Source organism: Flavobacterium flabelliforme, assembly GCF_017948675.1.
In the GTDB taxonomy this organism is placed as follows: domain Bacteria; phylum Bacteroidota; class Bacteroidia; order Flavobacteriales; family Flavobacteriaceae; genus Flavobacterium; species Flavobacterium pygoscelis.
The window spans coordinates 414,466-439,935 of record NZ_JAGFBU010000001.1 but is presented as its reverse complement, the minus strand read 5'-3'; the positions used below and the strand labels follow the sequence as shown (position 1 = coordinate 439,935).

Below are 25,470 nucleotides of genomic sequence, written 5' to 3'. Positions count from 1 at the left end.
TATCATAATTTTGTAATTTCGCATCGTGAGAAAAATCATATTCATAGTGGTACTAATACTGCTTATAAAACCAATTCTTCCGGTTTTAGAGTATGTGGTAAACTATGATTATATCTCAAAAGTACTTTGTATCAATAAGGACAAGCCCATGATGCATTGTAACGGAAAGTGCCACTTAATGAAGGAGCTTGCCAAGGCTTCTGAATCAGAAAAAGGAAAAGAAAAACATATTTTTTTCTCTTTTGAAAACAACATCCTTTTTTGTAACGAAATTCAATATAATACCCCTTTTATTTTTTATAAAAACTTTATCAAAAAGAATTTTATTTCTAATAAAATAATCTACACATTCTCCTTGGCTAATCGTGTTTTTAGACCACCTCTCTTTATTTAATTTTTGGAATAGTTTCTTCTAAAATTCAATAAAATTGGGTTTAGTACTTCTTTTTGTACTTAAACTTAATTTTGTTGAATGCCTCTATATGTAATAGGTTTATTAGAGAACTATGACCTTTATGGTTTAAAAAATACAATTATTCTTAATCTTAAGTCTCATTGATTTTCTAGTGTTTGTTGCGATATTGATATAATAGAATTTTTACATATTCTCATTATAAACAGTAATGCTACAGGTATGTATTGTTTTATTAGTTTTTATACAGAAATGTAAATAACAAATAATTCTGCTACATCGTTTGCTATGATATTAAGATGCTTAGCTGAAATTAATAAATAATGAAATCCTTTCAATTTTATGTAGTTGCAATTTTAATTGCAGTTACTCATTCGTGTACTTTAAATAAAACAGATTACGAAGCCGAAATAAGTACTGATGTTACTGAATATTATGAGTTTAAAGAAGTGTCTGTGTCTAATGTTGCTGCTTATAAAGTAAGTATCGAATCATTAAATGGAACTTTCTACAAAGGCTATAATGAAATTCGTGTTAAGATTTTAGATACTCAAACCAATCAATTTATAAAAAAAGCAGTAGTGAAATTTTTACCTATTAAAACTGCTTTAAATTCAGAAAAATCCTCTTGTCCCCATGAGTATCAACTAAAATACAAGCCCAACGAAGAATATTATTTGGGATATTCTGTTTTTTTAGAAGAGAGTGATGCTAGTATAAAATGGAAAATATACATAGATTTTACAGTAAATAATGAGTCTTACACTGTTGCGCCAGATGTTGTTATAAAAGCACAGCCTAATAAAAATCTGAATATGACAACATTTAAAGGAAAGGATGGAAAAGAATATGTTATCGCTTTACTGGGGCCTCAAAAACCAAAAATTGCAGAAAATAAATTAGTTGCAGGAATTTATCAATACGATCCGCCTTTAAATTCTCCGGGAGTTTTTCCCGACCCATCACAGTTTTTATATTCTCAAGTAAAAGGTTATACCTTACTATTAGATCCAAGAATGCCAGAACCTTCCATGGGAAATCACTCGTCTATTAATAATAAAAATTTAGTTCAGCAAGAAGATGGTTTGTATTATGGAATTGTGAATTATACTATGACGGGCAATTGGACATTGAATTTTATAATGTTAGATCAAAACGGAAAAACCATCAAAGGAACGCAAGTTTCAAATGAATTTACGCCAGGAATTGAAGGAGCAAAAAGTGATCTTTTTATTAATATCTTATTCTAATTGTAATGCGATTACTAACAATAGTTTTGCTGTTTTTTCAAGTAGTTGTTACTGCACAAAATACACCAATAAAAAAAGATACTATCATTGTTCTTAACGAAGTAAGATTAATTTCAGCTACCAAAAAGAAAATAGAAACAGCAATGAAAATGGCAGTTTCTGTTGATGATTTTTTAGCTTCTTCTAGCAGTATTAGTTTTATAAAAAGAGGAGCTTATGCCTGGGAACCTTTATTAAATAATATGAGTACGGAGCGTTCTGTTGTAACTATTGATGGCATGCATATTTTTGGTGCTTGTACCGATAAGATGGATCCTGTTACGTCGTATTTAGAAAGCAATACTCTTTCTAGTATTGATATAAAATCAGGTCAAGAAGGTAGCTTACACGGCGCAACTATAGCAGGAAGCATTGATCTAAAGAGAAAAAGCACCTCTTTTGGTCTTGAAAAGAAATGGAATGGAGCCTATCAAACCGGTTTTGAATTTAACAATAAACAATTTTTTAATCTAGGAAACGTATCGTATTCTAGAGAAAAATTGGTCTTTGACGCAAGTATATCGTACCGTGATGCGGGTAATTACCAAGATGGAAATGACAATGAAGTTAAACACTCTCAATACCATAAATTCAATACTTCATTGGGATTAGCATTTAAAACCAGTGCGTTGTCATCGGTTAGAGTTGAAGCTATTTTTGATGAGGCAAAAGACGTTGGTTTTCCTGCATTACCAATGGATTTATGGCTTTCTAGAGCATTAATTACCTCAGTTTCTTACAAACAATTGTTTGAAAAAGGATTAATACGAGTTATAGATACTAAAATCTATTTTAACGCTATAGAGCATTATATGGATGATACTACAAGACCAGAAAATCTTGTTCATATGGACATGCCAGGTTGGAGCACAACTTATGGTTTGTTGTCTAAGGCTAATCTTAAAAAGGATCGTTTCTCATCGGAAATTCAACTGAATGCCTATAATAATTTATCTATTGCAGAAATGCGAATGTATCCGCAAGACCGCAAAAATAGAACTATGTTTGCTTATAGTTGGCCTTCTGTAACTACCGCTTTTACAGGAATAGCAATGAATAATTCATGGGAGTTCTCCGAAAAAAGTCAACTGAATTTTGGAGGTTCTTTAGGGTTGAATTATAATTATTCTAAGTATGTCGAATTTAATTGGATTTTTCATCCAGGAGCATCTCAAGAAAAAACTAGAATACTTCCCAGTTTGCATACCAGCTATCAACTTAGCGTTGCTAATTTTAATTTTTCAGTAGGAACGGGCTATGGAGAACGGGCTCCATCAATTTCTGAAGGGTATGGCTATTATATTTACAATAGTTTTGATCGCTATGATTATATAGGAAATCCTGATTTGAAAAATGAAATATCGTATGAAGGTAATGCTAGCGCAGGTTTTAAAAATAAAAAATTAAACATTCAAGCTAAAGTAAATTATTTCTTTATCGAAAATTATATTATCGGTAGAATTTTAAGCCTCGGAAGTCCTATGAATTATCAATCTATTGGAGTAAAAGGATATACACAATTAAACCATTCTACGTTGTTTAATTTCTCTTTAAATTCAGAGTTTGCTATAATGCCTAATCTACATTGGAAAGGGATTTTAACCTACGCGAGAGCAAAGGATGATGAAGGTAAAAACTTGCCATTTATTCGCCCACTTAGCTACCATACTTCTCTTCATTACAAATACAAAAAAATTGGTTTTCAAACTTTATTGAATGGTGATTTTGAACAAATTAATTACAGTCCAGAATATGGAGAAGATCAAACGCCTAATTACATGATTTGGAATCTTTCTGCAGATTATACTTTTAATATCAAAAACAAAAAAACGGTTTTTCAGGTTGGTGCAGAAAACATATTGAATGAATATTACAGTACTTACGCTGACTGGGGTAATATTCCAAGAATGGGACGTAATGTTTTTACCTCTTTAAAATTTAATTTTTAAAATGATCAAATCTTTTTTTAGTGTATTTATGTCCGTTTTGTTCTTGCTGATTACCTCTCAGCAAGCACTAGTGATTTTGCGCTTCAAACTCAATCAAGATGTTATAGAAAAAGAATTTTGTGAAAATAAAAATCGTCCAGAATTGAATTGTCATGGAAAATGCCATTTAAAAAAAGAATTAAAACAAACCGAAAGTAAAGATTTAGAGCTTAAAAATTTTTATAAAAACTTTGACTTGACTTTTGTTTATAGAGCTGATTTTGTTTTTAAGGCTCCTTATTTTATTGCGTTTCCTAGAAAAATTGGTTACTCAGAAATTCGACATTCTGAACCTTACTTAGATGTTTTTGTTCCGCCACCGCTTGTAGTTTAAGGAGTCAAAAGATTGAATAATAATTACAAAAACGAATAAAATACAAATAGTTTTAAAAATAAATAAAAATGAAAAATTTTAAAAAATATCTTTTAATGCCAGCTATTCTTTTAGCTGTTGTTTCTTGTAGCAACGATGATGAAAATCCGGTAGCTAATAGTGTGGCATTAAAGTTCAATAATACATTTGACAATACAACAATTATTCTGGGTGATGCAGCTTCTACAACGGCTTCTGTAAAGACATCTGGAGCAGGACAAGTGCATCGCTTTTCTGAGTTGAAATATGTAATAAGTAACATTCGTCTTGTAAAAACAGATGGAACAGAAGTGCCTTATAATGTAAATAATCTTGATAAAGGTGCGGTCATTGTAGATCAATCTAAAGAGGCGTCTTTAAACTATGTTATGAGTAATATACCAGTTGGTGAGTATGCTAAAATAAAATTTGGATTAGGTGTAAAACAGGTTTTAAATGCCTTAGACCAAGTAAAATTTCCAAGTTTTTATGCTGCTGCTGGTGCAAATGATACTGAAATGATGTGGGAATGGGGTACTGGATATCGCTTTACTAAATTAGAGGGTTTTTATGGGGCAGACAATAAACAAATGTCTATTCACACCGGAAGTACTGTAGAAGGAAATAAAGGAGATGCGACTTCTTATGTTCAAGGTGTTGATGCTTACAGAGACATTACATTAGAGCTTACAGCTAAAGCTATTGTAGGTAAAAATCCACCAAAAATAACTATCAAAGCAGATTTCAATAAACTATTAAGTGGTACTACAGCAATTACTTTATCAACTGGAACAAGCGGAAGCAGTAATGCTACTCCTAATATTCATACCGCTTTACAAATGGTGAAATTTGTTGATAATTTAGGTGGTAATGGCACAACTGATGTAAAAGGTATGTTTTCTATCCTAGCGGTAGAAAACTAGATAATAAGTTTTAGAGCCGTTTAAAGTTGAAAAATAGAACGGCTCTATTTCTAATTTTATTCATACTAAATTTTTCTAAAATGAAAAAAATAATATGCTTTTTAAGTTGCATTGTCTTTTGTCTTTCCTGTAGTGATACCGATGATTATGAGGCCATTTTTTTAGAGAATGAAACGATTGCTTTAGAAATCCCTGTTGGTTTTCCTGCATTAAATAACGCATTTTATACAAATCGACCGACGAAACTAGGTGTTGAATTAGGTAAAAAATTATTCTCTGATAAAAGATTTAGTGCTAATAATACTATTGCGTGTTCGAGTTGCCATATACAAGCTAATGCTTTTGCAGACAACAATGCTAAAGCTATAGGGATTTTTGCAAGGATAGGGCTTAGGAACACGCCGCCTATTCAAAATATGGCGTTCCTGAATTTTTACAATTGGGATGGAAGTAAATTACAATTAGAAAAGCAATCTATAGTTCCTATAATAACTCATGAAGAGATGAATTCTTCAATTATAGAGGTTATTGACAAAATTAATGTTGATAAAGCGTACAGAGATTTATTCAAAAAGACTTTTGGAGACGAAAATATTACTCCAGAAAGGATTTACAAAAGTATTGCCCAGTTCGAATACACACTTATTTCTGCCAATAGTAAATATGATAGAGTGAAACGAAAAGAGAATGAATCTTTTTCAGTTTCTGAAGCTCGTGGATATCAAGTTTTTCAAGAAAAGTGTAACAGTTGTCATAGTACAGAATTGTTTACGGATCAGAGTTTTAGAAATATTGGTTTCCCGTTAAATACAGATTCTAATGAAGGAGGACGAGGGAGGGTCACTGGTATCGAGAAAGACTATATGAGTTTTCGTGTTCCTACTTTAAGAAACATTGAAGTCACTGCTCCTTACGGGAGTTTTGGACAATTTGCTACTCTAAGACAACTATTAGATTATTTAGATAATGGTGTGATACTAACGGATAATTTAGATCCCATTTTTAAAGAAAATGGAAATAGAATTCCGCTAAATGAACAAGAAAAAATAGATTTAATTTCATTCATGAAAACATTGACTGATACTCATTTTTTGGGTGGTGATTGAGATTAAAAAGTGTTATTCTAAAATGTGATGAAAAAGTATTGCATAAAAAAAAGGGAACTCAATTGAGTTCCTTTTTTTTATGTTCTAAATGAAGTTTTATTCTTTTAATCTGCAAGCTTTTACATCACCATCAACTACTACTTCCGTCATGCCAAGAGCAGCTAAATTTTTCATGGCTTTATCCCATTTTTTTCCACTTAATTCTGATTTTGTTTTTAATAATCCAAATTCCATTTGGTTATTATTGGTTTGCAGTAATGCTACAATTAATTTTTCATCGTCTTCTAATTCAATCTGAACTTGTTTTTTTTCAGGTCTCATCTGAGGAAACAGTAATACTTCCTGAATAGAAGCATTATTGGTCAAATACATAATCAAACGATCCATACCAATTCCCATTCCAGAGGTAGGTGGCATTCCGTATTCTAAAGCTCTTAAAAAATCTTCATCAATAATTCCCGTAGCTTCATCGTCTCCTTTTTCGGCTAATCGCATTTGGTCTTCAAAACGTTCTCTTTGATCTATTGGATCATTCAATTCAGAATAGGCATTGGCCACTTCCTTACCGCAAACCATTAATTCAAAACGCTCTGTCAATTCTGGATTATCTCTATGTTCTTTGCATAATGGTGACATTTCTTTTGGGTAATCAGTAATAAAGGTTGGTTGAATATAATTTCCTTCGCATTTGGCACCAAAAATTTCATCAATTAATTTTCCTTTACCCATCGTAGCATCAACGTCAATTCCCATTCCTCTTGCAGCCTCAAAAAGTTCCGCTTCCGTTTTCCCAGAAATGTCAAAACCAGTAAAATGTTTAATAGAATCGGTCATTGTCACACGAGCGTAAGGTGCTTTGAAACTAATTTGGTGTTCACCAAAAGTAACTTCCGAAGTCCCGTTTACGGCCACTGCGCAATATTCTAATAGCTCCTCGGCAAATTCCATCATCCAGTTGTAGTCTTTGTAAGCTACATATATTTCCATGGCAGTAAATTCTGGGTTGTGGGTTCTATCCATTCCTTCGTTACGGAAGTTTTTAGAAAACTCATAAACTCCTTCAAAACCACCAACAATTAATCTTTTTAAATACAATTCATTTGCAATACGCATGTATAACGGAATGTCAAGTGAATTGTGGTGTGTAATAAACGGTCGTGCTGCTGCACCACCAGGAATAGGTTGTAAAACAGGGGTTTCTACCTCAAGATATCCAGCGTTATTAAAAAAGGTACGCATGGCGTTAAACAATTTTGTACGCTTAATAAATGTTTGTTTTACATGCTCATTTACAGTCAAATCTACGTAACGCATTCTGTAACGCAATTCGGCGTCATTAAATGCATCGTGTACTTTTCCGTCCTCATCTACTTTTGGTAAAGGTAACGGACGCAACGTTTTGCTTAAGAAAGTGAAAACATCAACACGAATGCATTGTGCACCAACTTTGGTAGTAAACAATTCTCCTTCAATTCCTATAAAATCCCCAAGATCTGTTAATTTTTTAAAAACCTGATTGTACATGGTTTTGTCTTCCTCAGGACACAAAACATCGCGATTCACATACAATTGAATGCGTCCTTCACTATCTTGCAATTCAGCAAAACAAGCTTTTCCTTGGTCTCTTACACTCATCAAACGGCCAGCGACAATAACCTTCTTTCCGTCTTCAAATTGCTCTTTTATCTGCTTCGAAGTATGATTTACAGGAAAAAGATTAGCAGGATAAGGATTGATTCCTAAGTTGCGTAGCGATTGAAGTTTTTCTCTTCGGATGATTTCTTGTTCAGATAATGCCATTGTGTTCTAATTTTTAAGAATGCAAAGATAAGTTTTTGTTTTTAAGTATAAAGTTTAAAAGCAAAGGTTTTGGTTTATATGTATCAAAAAAAAAAATACAAATTAAGCAGTTCTAAGAATGCCTAATTTGTATTTAAGTTGAATTAATTTAAAAGTTCGTTTTTAGCGAATCAAGTCTTTTACTTTTGTTCTGCTATCGTTGCTTTATTAAGTTTTATAATTCTTATTTTTTTATTGGTATTGTCTGATAAAAATATACGATCCTTGTATTGTGCAGTGCTAATTATAGTTCCAAAGGAATTATTGCCCATAATATCGGATGCATTTACTCGTGGATTGTAAGTTTGCCCTATGAATTCATTTATAGGATACAAACGCAATAGGTTTGAATTCCCTACACTTTCTGATGCAATGGCCCATTCTGTTGTAAAAGTGATTGCTACAGGTCGGCTTTCTGAAAGGGCTATTTTTGCTGGGGCCAAAGCAGTTGTAGGTGAATTTGCAGCGCTATTTCGAATTGCTTTTATAGGATAATACAAATAACCTTTTGCATTTCTACCGGCAACTACTAGATTTCCTGAATTTATATCCATCGAATAAATTTCGTCAAAACCAGTGGTTGTATTTAATTTTGCGATTGGTGTTAAATTCCAATTGCTAGTTTCGGTGATTTGTGAAGTTTCAAAAACTTTAATTGATTGTTCTTTTTCTTTAACAAAGACTAATCCGTCTTTTACTGTAACACCAAATACGTGTACAAAAGTAGTCCACCATTGACCATTTCCTAAAGTATTGATTCCGTTAGTTGTTTTTTCATCCATCACAAAAAGTCTAGAATCTACACTTCCTAAGTAAATTCGTCCGTTATCAATAGAGATCGACGAAAGTTTGCTAAAGGGTATGGTTGTAGAACCTTTGGTGTAATTGGCTACTGTTTTGATATATGCCAAAGTTTCTGCATCAAATATTTCTAGAACATCTCCGTTGCAAATGTATAATTTGGAGTTCGAAACCGCAATTCCTTTTGGATCCAAATTTTTAGTTCCATCTCCAATTTCAGTAGCCGAGATACTAGTATCTTCAGTAGGGTAATAATAATTATAATTCGTTGGAGTATCGGTTTCTGAAGAGTCTTTGCTACAATTAGTCAGTAAACAAAGTAAGAATATATAGGAAATTATTTTTTTCATTTTGTAGGTATTTTTTAATTCCATTTCCCTGTTCCTTTGTATTTTAACAAAAATGGATTATTGGCATTTATTTTGAAAACTGGTTTTTTATAAGTAGTGTTTAGATATTCTTTTTTAGTCCAACTTTTCAAAATTTCTGGATCTATAAAGGGTAAGTCGTTTATATGAATCAAGTATTTGTAAAACTGGGTTAACATCTCTTGTTGGCCTCCACCTTCGCCACTGTTCGCTAAATTACTACTATGGCTATATCCAGTATGGTGAGAATATTCATGAGACCAAACTGACATTTCTCCTGTCCAATGTCCTGTTATGTATCCAGATTCCCATTGTGATGCTAAAGCACCACCTCCCCAAGCAGAATCGCCACCAACCATTGCTATATGAAGATTTCTATTGTCAACATAATTTTTATATTGTTGCTCTATTTCAGCTTTCGAATAGTAATCATAATTTCCGTCAGCATCCTCAGCGTTTCCGTGCCAATCTAATGCTCCATTGATTGGTTTTCCAGCTACAGCTGCTTGTTCTTGTTTGTATTTGTCAAAATTTACAAAAGTATCATAGTAAATGGGATGACTCAAGGCATAAGAATAATTGATGATCATAGTGATCGCTTCCTTAGCCAATACAGGATTCATTGGCAAATACTTTCCTAATTCGGCCAAATGATACCCATCGTGAAATTGAACCAATTGAGAAGATTTTATTTTTTTAAATTTAGCATATAAGGGATCCGTAGATTCTACCGAAAATTCGATTGAGCCAGATGAAAACCCTGTAATTTGATCAATAGTTACTGTTTTGCCAGATTCTAATAAATAATCATTTTTCTCAGCCACTAAAGGAATTTGATGAAAAGAACGATGAAAAGCAGGGATGTTTGTAAAATGATAAATGACAAATCGTTTGTCGTAATTTGGTAATTTTGCGTAAATTTTTACATCAGATAATCCTACAGGAGAGTAAAGAGATATTTGTACGGAATCCTTTGTTTTTTGAATCACTTGTAAAGGTTGATTTACCCTAAACCATCGGTCGCTTTTGTCATACATTTTTGAAGGATTTTCTGAGTCTTCAAACATAGTCATTGGTCGATTTTCTTTAGGAAGTTTAGATCCGTCAATAGTTGCTTTGTAGTGGGGCTCATAAGCAGCATAATTGGTGTCGCTGTCGCAACTGCTAAGTATTAAAAATGGGGTGATTAATACTATAAGCAAAATTTTTTTGTAGGTTTTTTTCTGCATTTAATTAATTGAAAAAAGTTTTTTTTATTTATATTTTGCAAATTTGGTTCTTTTTTAATTAAACTAAAATTTGGTTTTAAATTAATTAATTTTTGATATTTTTAATAGGAAAAAAATTAATATTGTTTTTTTTTTTAAAATCATTTTGCTTGCTGCTAATAAATATATTGGTAATGTGTTATTTCTCTTTCAAAAATTAAAGTATATTTTTATTTTTTAAATTATAAATGTCAAAAATCAAAATCTTTTAATTGTCAGATTTTTGCTATATTTGAAAAAAAATTATGCGAAAATCGAAACCGTTTTTCTCCTTATTTATAATATTGTTTTTTTCGGCTTGTCAAATGACTGAAACTTTTTTTTTAAATCAAGATGGTAGCGGAACAATAACCACTCAAGGATTGCGCGATGAATCAAGTTATATGAAATTAGTTGGTGAAGACTATTCTAAAGAAAATAATTTTATAGATAGTAGCTATGTTTTTAAAGAATATATATCAAAATATCAAGAAAATTTTTCTAAACTACCCTTGCATGAAAAGTCAGTTTTTAATCAGTACAAAGAGGTGAATGTACATATCAAAAAAAACTCTTTTGATAAAGAATTCAGAACTGTAATTTCTTGTAAATTCGATAAAATCGAAGCTGTTCCTGACTTATATAAAACGGAAGAGTATGCAGATGACTTACGACATAATTATGCCTTGTCTGCAGAGGAGCATTATTATAAAGTAAGTTATTCTTTTGATGGAAATGTATTTAAAAGAAGCGTTACGATTACCGATGTAAAAGAATTAAAGAAACAGCAAGCAAGAATGATAGCATTATTAAAGCAACTTGGCGATGTAAAAATGAATCAGTCTTATGTTTTAGATTATCATTTTCCTAAAAAAATAAAATACGTTTCGAATACAGCAGCAATAGTAAGTAATGATAAATTATCTGTTTCACTAAGGTTTCTTATATCCGATTCTTTACAAGATCCTGAAAGTACAATACTAGAAGTTGTTTTAGAGTAATGGGATTTTTGATTAGCATAGCTTTTTGATTACTATCCAAAATAATTAAAGATATTAGGAGTGAATTTTTTATTTAAAAATTGATTCCTCAATATTATCAAGCGATTGTTGATTCTTGGAAAAAACAAAATAATAAATTGTAAATTTGTCACTCACCAATGACAGAAACTAAATTGATTAATTTTTCTCTGTAATCACAAATGAATAAAACGATACAACTTCAAGATTTAGGAAATAAGGATTATAAAGCCACTTGGGAATACCAAGAACAGCTCTTTAAAGAAATTGTCGATCTCAAAATTAGAAATAGAAGAGAGGAACTTGATTTAGCAACACCCAATTATTTTTTGTTTGTAGAACATCCGCATGTTTATACATTAGGGAAAAGTGGAGATTTAAGTAATTTATTATTATCTGAGAAACAACTAGCTGCTAAAGGGGCTACTTTTTATAAAATTAATAGAGGTGGCGATATTACTTATCACGGTCCTGGTCAAATTGTAGGTTATCCTATTCTGGATTTAGAAAACTTTTTTACCGATATTCATAAATATTTGCGTTTTTTAGAAGAAGCTATTATTTTAACGCTTCAGGAATATGGAATTTCTTCAGGACGCAGTGAAGGAGAGACTGGAGTTTGGCTAGGTGTGGGAACTCCGTTTGCTAGGAAAATTTGTGCTATGGGTGTCCGTGCCTCACGATGGGTGACCATGCATGGATTTGCTTTGAATGTTAATGCCGATCTTGGGTATTTTGATAATATTATTCCATGTGGGATTCGCGGTAAAGCAGTTACTTCTTTAAATGTAGAACTTGGTGTTGAAAAAGTAAATGAAGAAGAAGTGAAACAAAAAGTCTTGAAACACTTCAAAGAATTATTTGAAGCAAAATTTGTGTAATAAAATCAATCAATCAATTGGAATGCAATTATGTTTTTTTTTGTTTAAAAACAACAAAAAAATAAAAATCATAATTCAAATTTTAATTGCTCTGGAAGCAACTTGAATGTCATTCTGTGGTATTTCGTTATTCCATACTTTCTAATGGCTTCTCTATGTTCTTTAGTAGGGTAGCCTTTATTCTTTTTCCAATTATACATTGGGTACTCCTCATGTATTTTATCCATGTATTCATCACGATAGGTTTTTGCTAAAACGGATGCAGCAGCAATACTCATGTATTTTGAATCTCCTTTGACAATGCTAGTGCTTGGTATAGCAGTTAATATTTTAATCTCTGATTCGCTGAATATTTTTCCGTTTGTTTTTATAAATCCTTTTTTCCTGATAAAAGGAGTGTTGCCATCTACAATTACATATTCTGGTTTTGGATTCAATTGTAATACACTTTGCTGCATTGCTTTTATAGAAGCATTCAATATGTTTATATGGTCTATTTCTAAAGGCTCGAGATGAGTTACCGCAAACGTTAGGGCTTGTTGCTCTAATAAAGGGCGTATTTGACTTCTGGTTTTCTCAGATAACTTTTTACTGTCATTTAGTATTTCATTTTTGAAGTCATTCGGTAAGACTATTGCGGCAGCCGTAACTGGTCCGGCAAGACAACCTCGGCCAGCTTCATCGGTTCCTGCTTCAAGATTTTGTGCAAAAAAATAAGGATGGAGCATAATTGTTGTATTTTATTACAAATAAAGTAAATTTTAAGTATTAAAATTTTAAATAAATTCGTTTTTAAAGGATTTTAAAAATGATTTTGTTGTTAATGTTAAAATTAATAATTTTTTAACTTTTACATAACATTAGATGTAGTATTTATATGATTTTTTTAGTATTTCATTCCTAAGTATTTATTGTTGTTTTGGTTTCTTTAAACCTTTATTTTCAATTTTTATTGAAATTATTATGATTTTTATTAAATTATTATCATAAGAATGTTAAATGTTTCTTTTCCTAAGGTTGTGTTGTGTAATATTTAAGAAAAAATTAGCATTTTTGTAGCATAACTAATTCAAATAAATTAAAATGAGATTAAAATTCAAATGGATCTTTACGCTTTTATTAGCGTTGTCTATGCAGTTTTCTTTTGCTCAAGAGAAAACTATCAGTGGAGTTGTTTCAGATGCAACAGGGCCTATTCCTGGTGTAAATGTTATTGTTAAAGGTACGAATAGATCAGTTCAAACTGATTTTACAGGAAGTTACTCTATCAAAGCGAAAGTTGGAGAAGTTTTAGGTTTCTCATTTACAGGTATGAACAGTGTTTCTGTAACTGTTAATGCTTCTATCGCAAATGTTAAGATGACAGCAAGTGCACAACAAATGGAAGAAGTTGTTGTGATGGGGTATGTGTCTAAAGCAAAAAGTACAATGACAGGAAGTTCTAAGCAACTTGCTGGAAGTACTTTGAGTGGTATACCTACTGTATCTGTTGATCAAGCTTTGCAGGGTAAAGTAGCAGGTTTGCAGGTTTCTAGTTCATCTGGAACTCCTGGGTCTGTTCAGGATATTCGTATTAGAGGTATTGGTTCTATTTCTGCTAATAATCAACCATTGTATGTTATTGATGGTGTTCCAGTAATTAGTGGTGATTTCTCTGGTGCAAATGATAATAGAGTTAATGGTAATGCTGCGACTTCATCTTCATTTTCTGTGTTGGCTACTTTAAATAGTAACGACATTGAGACTATGACTGTTTTGAAGGATGCTTCTGCAACTGCTGCTTATGGAGCTAGAGGTTCTAATGGTGTAATTGTAATTACAACTAAAAAAGGTAAAGTTGGGAAGCCATCTTATGTTTTTAGTAACTCTATCGGGTTTCAAAGTAATGCTGTAGATGGTAGAAAACCATTAACAGGAGATCAAAGAAAAGAATTGTATTTAGATGCTGCTTTTAATAGTTATGGTGCAGCAAATAATTTCACAAGAGCTGGTGCAGAAAATTGGTTGTTAAATACAGCTGCAGGGCAAGGTGTTGATGCGAATTTTGGAAGCTTAGCAGATTGGAATGGAAAAAGTTATGACTGGGGTGAATTGTTGAAAAACAAAAGTGCTGTAGTTCAGAATACTAACTTCTCTGTTTCTGCAGGTGATGATAAAACTACTTTTAACGCGTCTATAGGATACAATAAAACGGAAGCTACTGTTATTGGTGGAGAATTTAAACGTTTTACTGGGACTTTAGCAGTATCAAGAAGACTTTCTGAGTCATTGAAATTTAGTACTACTAACTCTTTTTCTGAGGCTAAACAAGATGGTATTTTAGAAGGATCTGGTACATTTAGTAATCCAAATTTAACGAAGTACTTTATGAACCCTTGGATTAATCCATATAATGCTGATGGTTCTTATAATATCGGAACAGGTTCAAAAACAACTGATATTGGATACTGGACTTCTTTACATAATACATTCTATACTTTAGAAAATAATGTAAGAACAAATGATTTAGTTGGAATTAGAACAAATAACACATTAGAGTGGAAGATAAACAATAATTTCAAGTATAAGTCTGTTTTCTCTTTAGATTATAATATGAATACTTATCATAACTATAACAATAGAGTTCATGGTGATGGTAAAGATCGTAATGGTAGTATTGAACAAAATATTAGAAGAAATACTAATATGGTAACTCAAAACTCTGTTAACTATAACGCTAAGTTAGATAAACATAGTTTTGATGCTACGGCTTTGTTTGAATACCAAAAAAACAAGAATGATTTTTTAGGAGGTTATGGTGAGAATATTGGATCTGATGATTTAATTTATTTAGATGTTGTTTCAAAAAATAAATCAACTTATGCTAATTTTACAGATTGGTTAAATGTTTCTTATTTAGGTTTGTTTAACTACGGATATGACAGACGTTATGTTGTAGATGCTACTTTTAGAAGAGAAGCTTCTTCTAAATTTGCTCCTACTCACCGTTATGGTAATTTCTGGTCAGTTGGTACTGCTTGGAATATTCATAACGAAGCATTTATGGACGGTTCAATTTTTAACAACTTAAAACTTAGAGCTTCTTACGGTACTTCTGGAAACAGTGGTATTAATGAAAATTCATACCAAAGATTATTAGGTTTTGATTCTAGTTATGATTCAGCTCCGATTATCTATCCTACTCAAGTAGGTAATGAATTATTGACATGGGAAAAAAACCATACGGCTGATATTGGTTTAGAATTTGGTCTATTAAACAATAGAGTTTCTGGAAGTGTGTCTTACTATAACAGAAATACATTTGACTTATTGCAAAGTGTGCCGATTTCATTAACTCAAGGTTCTACATCTCAATTAATGAATGTTGGTTCTGTTGTAAATAAAGGTGTTGAGGTTGATTTAAGCTATAGTATTATTAGAGGGAATGATTTAAATTGGTCTATTTCTGGAAACTATGCTCACAATGATAACAATGTTGAAAAACTTGCTAAAGATGTTCTAGGGAATGATATTGAAATTTCTTCAGGTACTAGAATAACTAAAGTTGGTGAGTCTATTAATACTTGGAACATGCGTAAATGGGCAGGTGTAGATGCAGCTAACGGTTTGCCATTATGGTACATCAATGGTGTTGATGGAGCTACAACTTCAGTTTACAACAATGCAAAAGTAGCTATACAAGGAAAATCAGCTCCAGTTTTTTCTGGTGGTTTTGGTACTCATGTTGACTACAAAGGTGTTTATTTAGATGTTGCTTTTTACTTTGCAGGTGGTCATAAAGTTTTTGAAGACTGGGCTTCTTATACTCAAAGTAATGGTACAAATACTTTCGTTTCATTTAATGGTACAGAAAACTTAATGGACAGATGGCAAAAACCAGGTGATATAGTTTCTACTCCAAAAATGGAACTTAACTCAGGAAGAAGTGCTGCTTCTACATCATCAAGATTTTTATATGATGGTGATTATTTAAGAATGAAAGATTTAGTAATTGGTTATAAATTCAATAGAAATATTGTTGAAGCTATGAGACTTGATGGATTTGATTTATCTTTAAGAGGAACAAATTTATTGACTTTTGTGAAAGATGATAATATGAAGTATGATCCAGAGGTAAGAGCAGACGGTTTAACTCGTTTAGTTAGTCCTCCTGTAAAATCTGTTGTATTTGCAATTAATATAAAATTATAATAAGATGAAAAAAATAATATTTGGTGCCTTGATTTTTTCAGGAATTTTTCTAAATTCTTGTGCGGATAGCGATCTTGAGCCTACTTTGAGTACGAATAAACCGAGTACTGAAATAAAAACATTAAGTGATTTAAAAGGTTTACTTGGCGGTGCTTATGACAGAATGACTTCTGAGACATATTACGGAAGAAACGTAATTGTTTTTGGAGACGTTAGATCTGATAATACTTATGCCAATGCCAACTCTGGAAGATTTGTAACTTCTGGATCTATGGATATGATTAATTCAAATGCTGATGCTGATTCTGCTTTTTTACAGATGTATGGTGTGATTGCAACTTGTAATATCATCATAAATTCAAATATTGCAGTTGATCCACAAATTGCTAATCATGCAGCTGCTATTAATTATGTAAAAGGTCAAGCTTTGGCATTGCGTGCTTTAGTACATTATGACTTAGTACGTATTTTTGGTCAACAACATGTTGGTATTGGTGGCGGAGATATGAATTCTTTAGGAGTTGCTTATGTTAAGGAATATTTGAATCCTACACAAATGAAGCCTAAAAGAAGTACTGTTGGTGAAGTAAAAACTTTTATCTACGCAGATTTAGACAAAGCTTTGCAGATTATGGACAAGACTTTAGATACTGGTGGAAAAAAATCTATCAGAACTGTAGCTGTTAATGCTATAAAAGCTAGAGTTGCGTTGTATTTTGGTGATTGGTCGATCGCTAAAGCTGCTTCAAATGAAGTTTTAATTAGTGGTGCTGCTAGAGTTCTTACTGCTTCAGAATATGCTGAATCATTCAAAATTAACCAGCCTGCGAATTCGATTTTTGAATTAATCTTCCTTGCTGATGATAACAGAGGAAATGATAGTTTATATAATATTTATAACAATACTGCTTATGGTGATATCGTTGTTTTGCAAGATTTAAAAAATCAGTTTTCTGCTACAGATGTTAGAGGAACTATGATTGGTTTAGATGCTAAATCACGTATTAGAAATCTAGGTAAATTTGTTAAAGCTGATATTAACGTCGTTTTGTTCAGATTTGAAGAAATGTTGTTGATAAATGCTGAGGCTTCTTTCAGACTTAATGCTGCTGATCCTTCTGCTTTGACAAATTTAAATAAAGTTGCAACTAACCGTGGAGATGTAGGTTATGCTACAGTATCTGTTGATAATATCATTTTGGAACGTAGAAAAGAATTATGCTTTGAAGGTTTTAGATTTGATGACATTGCAAGAACAAAAATGAATATGCCAGTTGTTGATGCGGTTAGACAAACTTATGATGATTTAGGTTTGCCAGGTATTGCATATGGTAGTTATAGATATGCATTTCCTATCCCATTGAGAGAGAAAAATGCAAATTCAAATACAATTCAAAATAAAGGATACTAATTTAATTAGTCCATTATCTTTTAAAAAGGCTATCCAGAAATGGATAGCCTTTTTTTTATATAAAGTTTAGCTATTTTTTTAACAATTAAACTCAAGTTTAATATAATTCTATTTTTTACATTTTAAATCTAACGTCAAATTTTTGATAACTATTATTCTGTGTTGTTTAAATTTTAAATTTCTTAGTTATTTTAGTCTGTTTTAATGATTAATTAGATGGTTTTAAAGTGTTGTATTTTTTTTGTTTGTAACGTTAACCCTTATGTTTACTGTAATCTTAACTTTTTTAATGTTAAATAATTTAATATTTTATGTTAAAAATAGTTTATTTAACAATTTATTAAGATGTTTGCTGAATAATTAACTAAACCAAACAAAAAAATGAGATTAAAATTTAAATGGATCTACACGCTATTGATAGCGTTATCTATGCAGTTAGCTTTTGCACAAGAGAAAACTGTAACGGGTGTTGTTTCAGATGTTACTGGTCCTATACCAGGTGCAAATGTTATAGTAAAAGGAACTAAAAAATCAGTTCAGACTGATTTTAATGGGAGCTATTCCATAAAGGCTAAAGTTGGAGAAGTGTTACAGTTTTCGTTTATCGGTATGAATAGTTCGTCTGTAACTGTTGGTGCTTCTAATACGATAAACGTAAAAATGAAATCTGATTCGCAGGATTTAGATGAAGTTGTTGTTGTTGGATACGGAACACAAAAGAAAAGAGATGTTAATGGAGCCATTTCTAAGATTGGTGGTGACAAAATTAAAAACATTCCTGTTCAAAGTTTTGATCAATCATTATCAGGAGCTGCATCTGGTGTTAATGCATCTTCTCCTAACGGTGTTTTAGGAAATCAAGCAGTAATACGTATTAGAGGTGTAAATTCTATTAATTTGAGTTCTTACCCCTTAATTGTAATTGACGGAGTTCCTTCTTGGAATGGAGACAATTTAAATCAAAGTAATGCTGCTAATAATCCATTGTCAGATATTAATCAAGCTGATATTGAAAGTGTAGAGGTTTTGAAAGATGCTTCATCTGCAGCAATATATGGTTCAAGAGCAGCTGCAGGTGTTATTTTGATAACAACTAAAAAAGGAAAATTAGGGAAAGTTTCTATAAACTTTGACTCTTCTGTTAGTTTTACAAGTGCTTACAATTTAATTCCACTTTTAAACGCAAATGAATTTACTGAAATTAAAAATGAAGGTCTAGCTAATTTTGGAACACCAGCAAATGGTACTACAAGAGGTTTTTATACTATGAAAGATGCTAATGGTAATCTTGTAGATACCAATTGGTATGATTATGCTTACAGAACTGGTGTTGCTTTCAATCATAATCTTAGTATTTCTGGTGCTACTGAAAATACTAAATATTTCTTATCAGCGGGTCAATTAGAGCAAGAAGGAATGTTTATTAATAATGACTTTAGAAGACAAACAGGTCGTTTCACATTAGATCAAAAAGTAAATAGTTGGATTAATATTGGTGGTACCTTTAGTTACACGAATGCTAAAACTAATGGCTTAAATACGGGTTCTGCAAACGGTGCTGCTTTTGCTGCTTCTGGTGCAGCAAGGTTAGCATTTGTTCAAGCTCCAAACGTGGGACCATTCAATAATGATGGAACCTATAATTTAAGAGGAAACCAGATAGGTTATGGAAATAATTTAACGGCGTTGCAATATGTTAATGCTAAATACTTGACCGATACAAATACTTTTATTGCTCAAAATGATCATATTATTTCTAATTTTTATATAGGATTAAAAATAGCTAAAGGACTTAATTTTAAATCTTTGTATGGTATTGATAATTTAATTATAGAAAATAAAGATTTCTTAGGGCCACTTCAAGGAGACGGATTTACTGATAAAGGTACAGCAAGTAATACAATGAATAGATATACTAGAAAATCAATTCAAAATATATTAGATTACAATCTTACTTTGGCTGAAAAAAATAATTTTAGTGCTTTATTAGGTACTGAAAGACAATATTCTAAAACAGATGCTTGGGGAGCTACAAGAAAAACGGTTTCTGATCCTTTTTTTAATGAATACCAAGGAGGTTATAGTACAATAGTTCCTGCGGGTAACTTATTGATTGAAAATTATCTTGAGTCGTATTTTGGACGCGTTAATTACGATTATGATAAAAAATATTACTTTTCTATAAACGGGAGAAGAGATGGTTATTCTGCTTTTGCACCAGGAAATAAATGGGGTAATTTTTATGGTGGATCTTTAGGTTGGACGGTTTCTGAAGAGGATTTCTTTAAAAATTCTGCCATTGGTAATGTATTAAATCAGTTCAAATTGAGAGCTAGTTATGGACTTGTAGGAAATAATCAAGGAATTGCTAGTTATGCTTCAAGTAGTTTCTTTAATGCAGGTCTAAACGGAACAAATCCAACACTTTTTTATGCTCAAGCGGGAAATAAAAATTTAACTTGGGAAACAAGTAAAAAAACAGATTTTGGTTTGAATTTTGGATTGTTTAATGATCGTATTACAGGAGAATTAGGCTATTACAAAAATAATATTGATGGATTGATTTTAAGTGTTCCACAAGCCTCTTCTACAGGAATTCCAGATAGCTCAATTTTGGCTAACGTTGGAAGTATGAGTAATACAGGTTATGAGTTGACTTTAAACGCAAAAGTTTTGTCTAATGGTGATTTTAAATGGAATACAAGTTTTAATATTTCGACTCAAAAAAACCGAGTTTTATCTTTAGATGCTAATGATTCTGATATTATTACTGCTACTGCTTTAGAAAACACAAGTATCACTAGAGTAAATGAGTCTATTGGAAACTTTTATATTGTGAAAACGGGAGGAGTAAATCCTGCTAACGGAAGAAGAATTTTTTATTATAGAGATGGTACAGCGGTTCAGTACGATCATGCGTCTCCAGTAGCTTCAAGATGGACTAAAGTAAGTGATGGGTCTGTTACTCGTGCGGCTAATCAAGCAGCAGATGCAGTTGTTTTAGGGCCAGCATTACCTAAGTATTACGGTGGTTTTTCAAATACATTTATGTATAAAGGATTTGATTTAAATGTTTCTTTGTATTTCTCTGGAGGGAACTATGTGTATAATGGTACAAAAGCTGGATTGCATGATCAGAGAGTTTGGAATAACTCGGCTGATGTTCTAAATCGTTGGAGAAACCCAGGAGATGTAACAGATATTCCTAAAATTGTTTTTGGTGATAATATTTCAAATGGTTCTTCTATGCCTATTTCAGATAATCTAGAGAAAGGAGATTTCGTGAAAGTTAGAAATATTGCTTTTGGATATAGCTTACCTAAGAGTCTATTAGATAGAGTTCAACTTTCTAACTTAAGATTCTATTTAAGTGTGCAGAATGCCTTTACATTTACTAATTATTCAGGATTTGATCCAGAAATTTCGACAAACGGAAATTCAAATGGTTCGCCAAGTGTTGATAGAAATTCAGCACCTATTGCTAGAACGTTTTCATTTGGGTTAAATCTAAGTTTATAATTTTAAAGAAAAGAAATAATGAAAAAAATATATTTATTACTTATTGCCTCAATAGCAATATCTTCTTGTACCGACACAGATGCTTTGTCACCTGTCAATCAAACAAGAATTAGCGACGTTACTGCATTTGAAACACCAGATAGAGCTTTACAGCAGGTTTTGGGTATGTATGGTGGTGTCAAAACAGGACAATTTTATGGCGGAAGATATTTTAATTATCAAGACGTGCGTGGGGAAGAGTTTAATAATGATAGATCTAATGGTGTTACCAACTTATTTACATGGAATTTTGGTTTACAATCTAGCACTAACGAAGTTAATAATTTATGGTACGCTGGATACTTAGCCATTAATAGATGTAATGTTGTTATTGCGGGTTTAGAAGGAGCTCCTATTCCAGCATCATTAAAAGTTCAGTATAAAGCTGAAGCATCTTTTTTAAGAGCTTTGTCTTATTATTCTATGCTTACTTTGTACGCTAGACCTTATTGGGATGGTAATGGTTCAAAACCGGGAATACCGTTGCGTTTAAAACCCGAAACAAATAGCGGAAGTAGTGATTTAGCTCGTGCATCAGTTGCCGCTGTTTATGACCAAATCATAATTGATTTAGATTACGCTGAGGCAAATTTACAGTTGACTAATGCGAATGCCTATGACAATACTACTAGAGCGCATAAAAATACTGCTATTGCATTAAAAACTAGAGTATATTTAAGTATGAATAAATATGATAAGGTTATTGCTGAAGCTAATAAAATAGTTACAATGTCAGCGCCTTTCTCTTCTATTACCGGAGTTTCAAATAAATTAGCTCCTACTATAGGTGCTGTTTTTGCTACTCCTGCATTAACCACTGAGAATATGTTTTCATTTGCTTATAGTCCTACAGATATTCCTGGAACGCAAAATTCATTAGTTAGTTATTACAATCCAACTGTTGGTACTGGCGAATATTCCTTGCTTCCTACAGGAATCCTTTCAAATGCTGGTTGGAAGTCTACTGATGCACGAAAAGCTTTAAATGTCGTGAATTCAGGAAAAACGTATTTGAATAAATGGACTAAAAATGCTTCAGATCCTGATTTTGTTGCTGTAATTCGTTATGCTGAAGTACTTTTAAATCTTTCAGAGGCGATTGTAAGAGATAATAAAACAGTTGATGCAAGAGCTATTCAATTATTGAACGCAGTAAGAGGTAGATCAGATGCTACTACTATATTTACGGCGGCGTCTTTTGCGACTTTTCAAGATTTATTAAATCAAATTGCAATAGAAAGAAGGATTGAATTACTAGGTGAAGGTTTTAGATCTCCAGATATTATGAGATTAGCACAAAATTTCCCTGCAAAGGGTGGTGCTCCATCTGTAGCTACAACAGATTCTCAGTACATATGGCCAATACCATTAAATGAGCTTTTATATAATAAATTATGTCTTCCTAATGACTAATAAAATAAAATTATATTGATTATTAAGTTTTAGAATTAGTTGAAAGAGCATCCAGTTTAATAACTGGGTGCTTTTTTTATTTATACGTTTTTATGATTTACCTTTACACTATTTTTTTTGTCTACTAAATTTATATTTTTTGTCTAATAACATTTTTATACTAACCAGTTAATGTGAAATGTTGAAAAATTAGTTTATCTTAAGAAAGACTTTAGTAATAGATTATAGCATAAATAAATGAATCATTCAGAAAAGAAAAATAACAATTGGTTGTTTGAGATAACGCCAAAAAATAAATTTTTCACACTTAACTTAAAGGAAGTTTGGCAGTATCGAGATTTATTGTTTCTTTTTGTCAAAAGAGATGTGGTAACTATGTACAAACAAACCGTTTTAGGGCCGCTTTGGTATCTGATTCAGCCGTTATTTACCTCAATTACTTTTACTATTATATTCAATAATTTAGCAGGAATAAGCACAGGCAGTGTTCCTCCGTTTTTATTTAACTTAGCAGGAATAACGATATGGAATTATTTTACGGCCTGTCTCAACGGAACGTCTAATACCTTTGGTAGCAACGCAGGTATTTTTGGAAAAGTCTATTTTCCGCGACTAATTGTTCCGCTTTCAATTGTAATTTCTAATCTAATTAAATTCGGAATTCAATTTTTTATTTTTATTGTTTTCTATCTCCTTTATTACTTTCAAGGTGCTGCTTTACATTTTAACCCTGCGATTGTATTTTTTCCTTTTCTAATAGTTTTAATGGGTATATTAGGCTTAGGTTTGGGAATGGTTATTTCTTCATTGGTTACCAAATACAGGGATTTTAGTTATCTAATAGGTTTTGGAGTACAGTTGCTCATGTATGTATCTGCAGTAATGTACCCTCTGGCATTGATTAAAGAGAAAATACCTCATTATGCTTGGCTTGTACAATACAATCCTTTAGCTTATGTTATTGAAAGTACCCGATACATGCTCTTAAATGTGGGTGAAGTTTCTGTTATAGGATTAATTTATACAACTGTGGTAACAATAAGTTTATTTTTAGTAGGAGTTTTAATTTTTAATAGAACAGAAAAGAACTTTATAGATACAGTATAATCTTTTTAAGATGTACTGTTTAAGACATAATAATAGGTTTTTTTTTAAAATAAAAGTAACGTTGCCTAAGTAAAATAAAGTGTAATTTATCTCTTTCATTCCTGTGACTGAGTATGCGAAGCCGTGTAAAATAGTCGCCTATTTGTGTTTGTAAAATTTAAAAATTGATTTAAGAAAACTGTTAAAGTATTTGATTTTTAATTATTTATAAAAGTGACCACCCAAAAACTGCACTTATAATAAACAGTCAACAAGAAGAAGAAATAACTCAAAGTAAATAATGGACAAAGAATTACGAAATAAGGAATTAAACATTCGTTCCACTTCTTTTGATGTTGAAGAGAAGAATGGAGATGTTATTCTTAAAGCCGAAAATATTTCCAAACAATACCGCTTAGGCCAAGTCGGCACAGGTACGCTGAGTCATGATTTAAATCGTTGGTGGCACCAAATAAGAGGTAAGGAAAATCCATATCTAAAAATTGGCGATGTCAATGACCGTTCTACAAAAGGAAATAGTGATTATGTTTGGGCGTTACAGGATATCAATTTTGAAGTAAAAAGAGGAGAAGTCCTTGGGATAATTGGTAAGAACGGAGCAGGTAAATCTACTTTGCTCAAGATATTATCTAAAGTTACAGCGCCTACCACTGGTAGTATAAAATCAAGAGGTCGTATTGCTTCCTTGTTAGAAGTAGGAACCGGTTTTAATGGTGAAATGACCGGAAGAGAAAATATATTTCTCAATGGTGCTATTTTAGGAATGACCAAAAAAGAAATTGCCTCAAAGCTAGAGGAGATTATCGATTTCTCTGGTTGTGAACGCTATATTGATACACCTGTAAAAAGATACAGTTCTGGAATGACCGTTCGTTTGGCTTTTGCAGTTGCCGCATTTTTAGAACCTGAGATTTTAGTAATTGATGAAGTACTAGCGGTTGGGGATGCTGAATTTCAAAAAAAGGCTATCGGTAAAATGCAGGATATTTCTAGAGAGGGCGGAAGGACTGTTTTGTTTGTGAGTCATAATATGGCGGCGGTGAAGAGTTTGTGTACTAGAGGAATTGTTTTGGAAAATGGAAAAGTGGTATTTGAAGGAGGAATAGATGAAGCAATTTCTCAATATTTAAAAGACAATAAAATTTCCAATTCAAAAAGTTTTGTTGATTCTCCATTAGTTAGTGTTTCTGTGGAGCAACAGGAAAAAGATATTGTTATTAATGCTTTTTATAATTCCAAATATGAATTAAATATTCCTAATCTAGGATTTGTTGTATATAATGAATTTGGAAATGCAGTTTTTGGTGGTAACCCAGTTTTACACAATATGAAACAATCAGATTGCATAAAGTATTTGTCTGGAGAAATATTATTGAAAATTATTAATCCACGTTTAGTTGATGGATTATATACAATTTCAATATGGTTTGGAGATAGTAGAGAGAATTATTTCGAAGCATTAGAATGTATTGTTATTGAAATTAAAGATATGGTAAAGATTGAATTTGTAAATACGTCATTTATAGGTAATATAACGCCAATGTTAGAATGGAAATTTATTTGAT

At 31.8% G+C, this 25,470-nt stretch carries 18 protein-coding genes; 14 read left to right on the top strand and 4 right to left on the bottom strand.

What is annotated here, in order from left to right:
• The first annotated feature begins 25 nt into the window (after nt 1–25).
• The 6 genes from J3S90_RS01855 (at nt 26) to J3S90_RS01830 (ending at nt 6,070) form a co-directional block, all read left to right on the top strand.
• Nucleotides 26–394: a PH domain-containing protein gene (locus J3S90_RS01855; RefSeq protein WP_210644351.1), complete on the top strand. Its 369-nt coding sequence runs from the start codon at nt 26–28 to the stop codon at nt 392–394.
• A gap of 341 nt (nt 395–735) precedes the next feature.
• Nucleotides 736–1,662, top strand: coding sequence for a hypothetical protein (locus J3S90_RS01850; protein ID WP_210644348.1), 927 nt, complete (start codon nt 736–738; stop codon nt 1,660–1,662).
• 5 nt (nt 1,663–1,667) lie between these two features.
• Nucleotides 1,668–3,650 carry a TonB-dependent receptor plug domain-containing protein gene (locus J3S90_RS01845; protein ID WP_210644346.1) on the top strand — a complete coding sequence of 661 codons (1,983 nt, stop codon included), beginning with the start codon at nt 1,668–1,670 and terminating at the stop codon, nt 3,648–3,650.
• A gap of 1 nt (nt 3,651) precedes the next feature.
• The gene (locus J3S90_RS01840; RefSeq protein ID WP_210644344.1) at nt 3,652–4,023 is read left to right on the top strand and encodes a hypothetical protein; all 372 of its coding nucleotides are present in this window, start codon (nt 3,652–3,654) and stop codon (nt 4,021–4,023) included.
• Between the two features lie 68 nt (nt 4,024–4,091).
• Nucleotides 4,092–4,964 carry an MbnP family protein gene (locus J3S90_RS01835; RefSeq protein WP_210644342.1) on the top strand — a complete coding sequence of 291 codons (873 nt, stop codon included), beginning with the start codon at nt 4,092–4,094 and terminating at the stop codon, nt 4,962–4,964.
• A gap of 80 nt (nt 4,965–5,044) precedes the next feature.
• Entirely contained in the window at nt 5,045–6,070 is a 1,026-nt protein-coding gene (locus J3S90_RS01830) for a cytochrome-c peroxidase (protein WP_210644340.1), read from the top strand.
• A 96-nt stretch (nt 6,071–6,166) separates the two neighbouring features.
• Here J3S90_RS01830 and lysS read toward each other — a convergent pair whose 3' ends face one another.
• From lysS to J3S90_RS01815, 3 genes are all read right to left on the bottom strand, one after another.
• A complete protein-coding gene (gene lysS, locus J3S90_RS01825) occupies nt 6,167–7,870 on the bottom strand; it encodes a lysine--tRNA ligase (protein WP_188049561.1) in 1,704 nt (567 codons plus the stop codon).
• A 179-nt stretch (nt 7,871–8,049) separates the two neighbouring features.
• Entirely contained in the window at nt 8,050–9,060 is a 1,011-nt protein-coding gene (locus tag J3S90_RS01820; RefSeq protein WP_236023869.1) for a hypothetical protein, read from the bottom strand.
• A gap of 14 nt (nt 9,061–9,074) precedes the next feature.
• Entirely contained in the window at nt 9,075–10,307 is a 1,233-nt protein-coding gene (locus tag J3S90_RS01815) for a hypothetical protein (RefSeq protein WP_210644336.1), read from the bottom strand.
• Nucleotides 10,308–10,591: 284 nt separating this feature from the next.
• Between J3S90_RS01815 and J3S90_RS01810 the strand changes: the two genes are divergently transcribed.
• Nucleotides 10,592–11,326, top strand: coding sequence for a hypothetical protein (locus J3S90_RS01810; protein WP_210644334.1), 735 nt, complete (start codon nt 10,592–10,594; stop codon nt 11,324–11,326).
• A gap of 200 nt (nt 11,327–11,526) precedes the next feature.
• Entirely contained in the window at nt 11,527–12,225 is a 699-nt protein-coding gene (lipB, locus tag J3S90_RS01805; RefSeq protein WP_210644332.1) for a lipoyl(octanoyl) transferase LipB, read from the top strand.
• A 68-nt stretch (nt 12,226–12,293) separates the two neighbouring features.
• Here the strand turns inward: lipB and J3S90_RS01800 are convergent, their stop codons facing one another.
• Nucleotides 12,294–12,953, bottom strand: a complete 660-nt coding sequence (locus J3S90_RS01800; protein ID WP_210644330.1) for a ribonuclease HII — start codon at nt 12,951–12,953, stop codon at nt 12,294–12,296.
• Between the two features lie 355 nt (nt 12,954–13,308).
• Between J3S90_RS01800 and J3S90_RS01795 the strand changes: the two genes are divergently transcribed.
• From J3S90_RS01795 to J3S90_RS15900, 6 genes are all read left to right on the top strand, one after another.
• On the top strand, nt 13,309–16,416 hold the full coding sequence (locus tag J3S90_RS01795; protein ID WP_210644327.1) for a SusC/RagA family TonB-linked outer membrane protein: 3,108 nt from the start codon (nt 13,309–13,311) through the stop codon (nt 16,414–16,416).
• 4 nt (nt 16,417–16,420) lie between these two features.
• Nucleotides 16,421–17,827, top strand: a complete 1,407-nt coding sequence (locus J3S90_RS01790) for a RagB/SusD family nutrient uptake outer membrane protein (RefSeq protein WP_210644325.1) — start codon at nt 16,421–16,423, stop codon at nt 17,825–17,827.
• Nucleotides 17,828–18,208: 381 nt separating this feature from the next.
• Complete coding sequence (locus tag J3S90_RS01785) at nt 18,209–21,346, top strand: SusC/RagA family TonB-linked outer membrane protein (protein WP_210644323.1); 3,138 nt, start codon at nt 18,209–18,211, stop codon at nt 21,344–21,346.
• An 18-nt stretch (nt 21,347–21,364) separates the two neighbouring features.
• On the top strand, nt 21,365–22,798 hold the full coding sequence (locus J3S90_RS01780; RefSeq protein WP_188049569.1) for a RagB/SusD family nutrient uptake outer membrane protein: 1,434 nt from the start codon (nt 21,365–21,367) through the stop codon (nt 22,796–22,798).
• A 237-nt stretch (nt 22,799–23,035) separates the two neighbouring features.
• A complete protein-coding gene (locus tag J3S90_RS01775; protein WP_210644321.1) occupies nt 23,036–23,905 on the top strand; it encodes an ABC transporter permease in 870 nt (289 codons plus the stop codon).
• A gap of 280 nt (nt 23,906–24,185) precedes the next feature.
• Nucleotides 24,186–25,469: an ABC transporter ATP-binding protein gene (locus tag J3S90_RS15900; RefSeq protein WP_236023868.1), complete on the top strand. Its 1,284-nt coding sequence runs from the start codon at nt 24,186–24,188 to the stop codon at nt 25,467–25,469.
• The last annotated feature ends 1 nt before the right edge of the window (nt 25,470 follow it).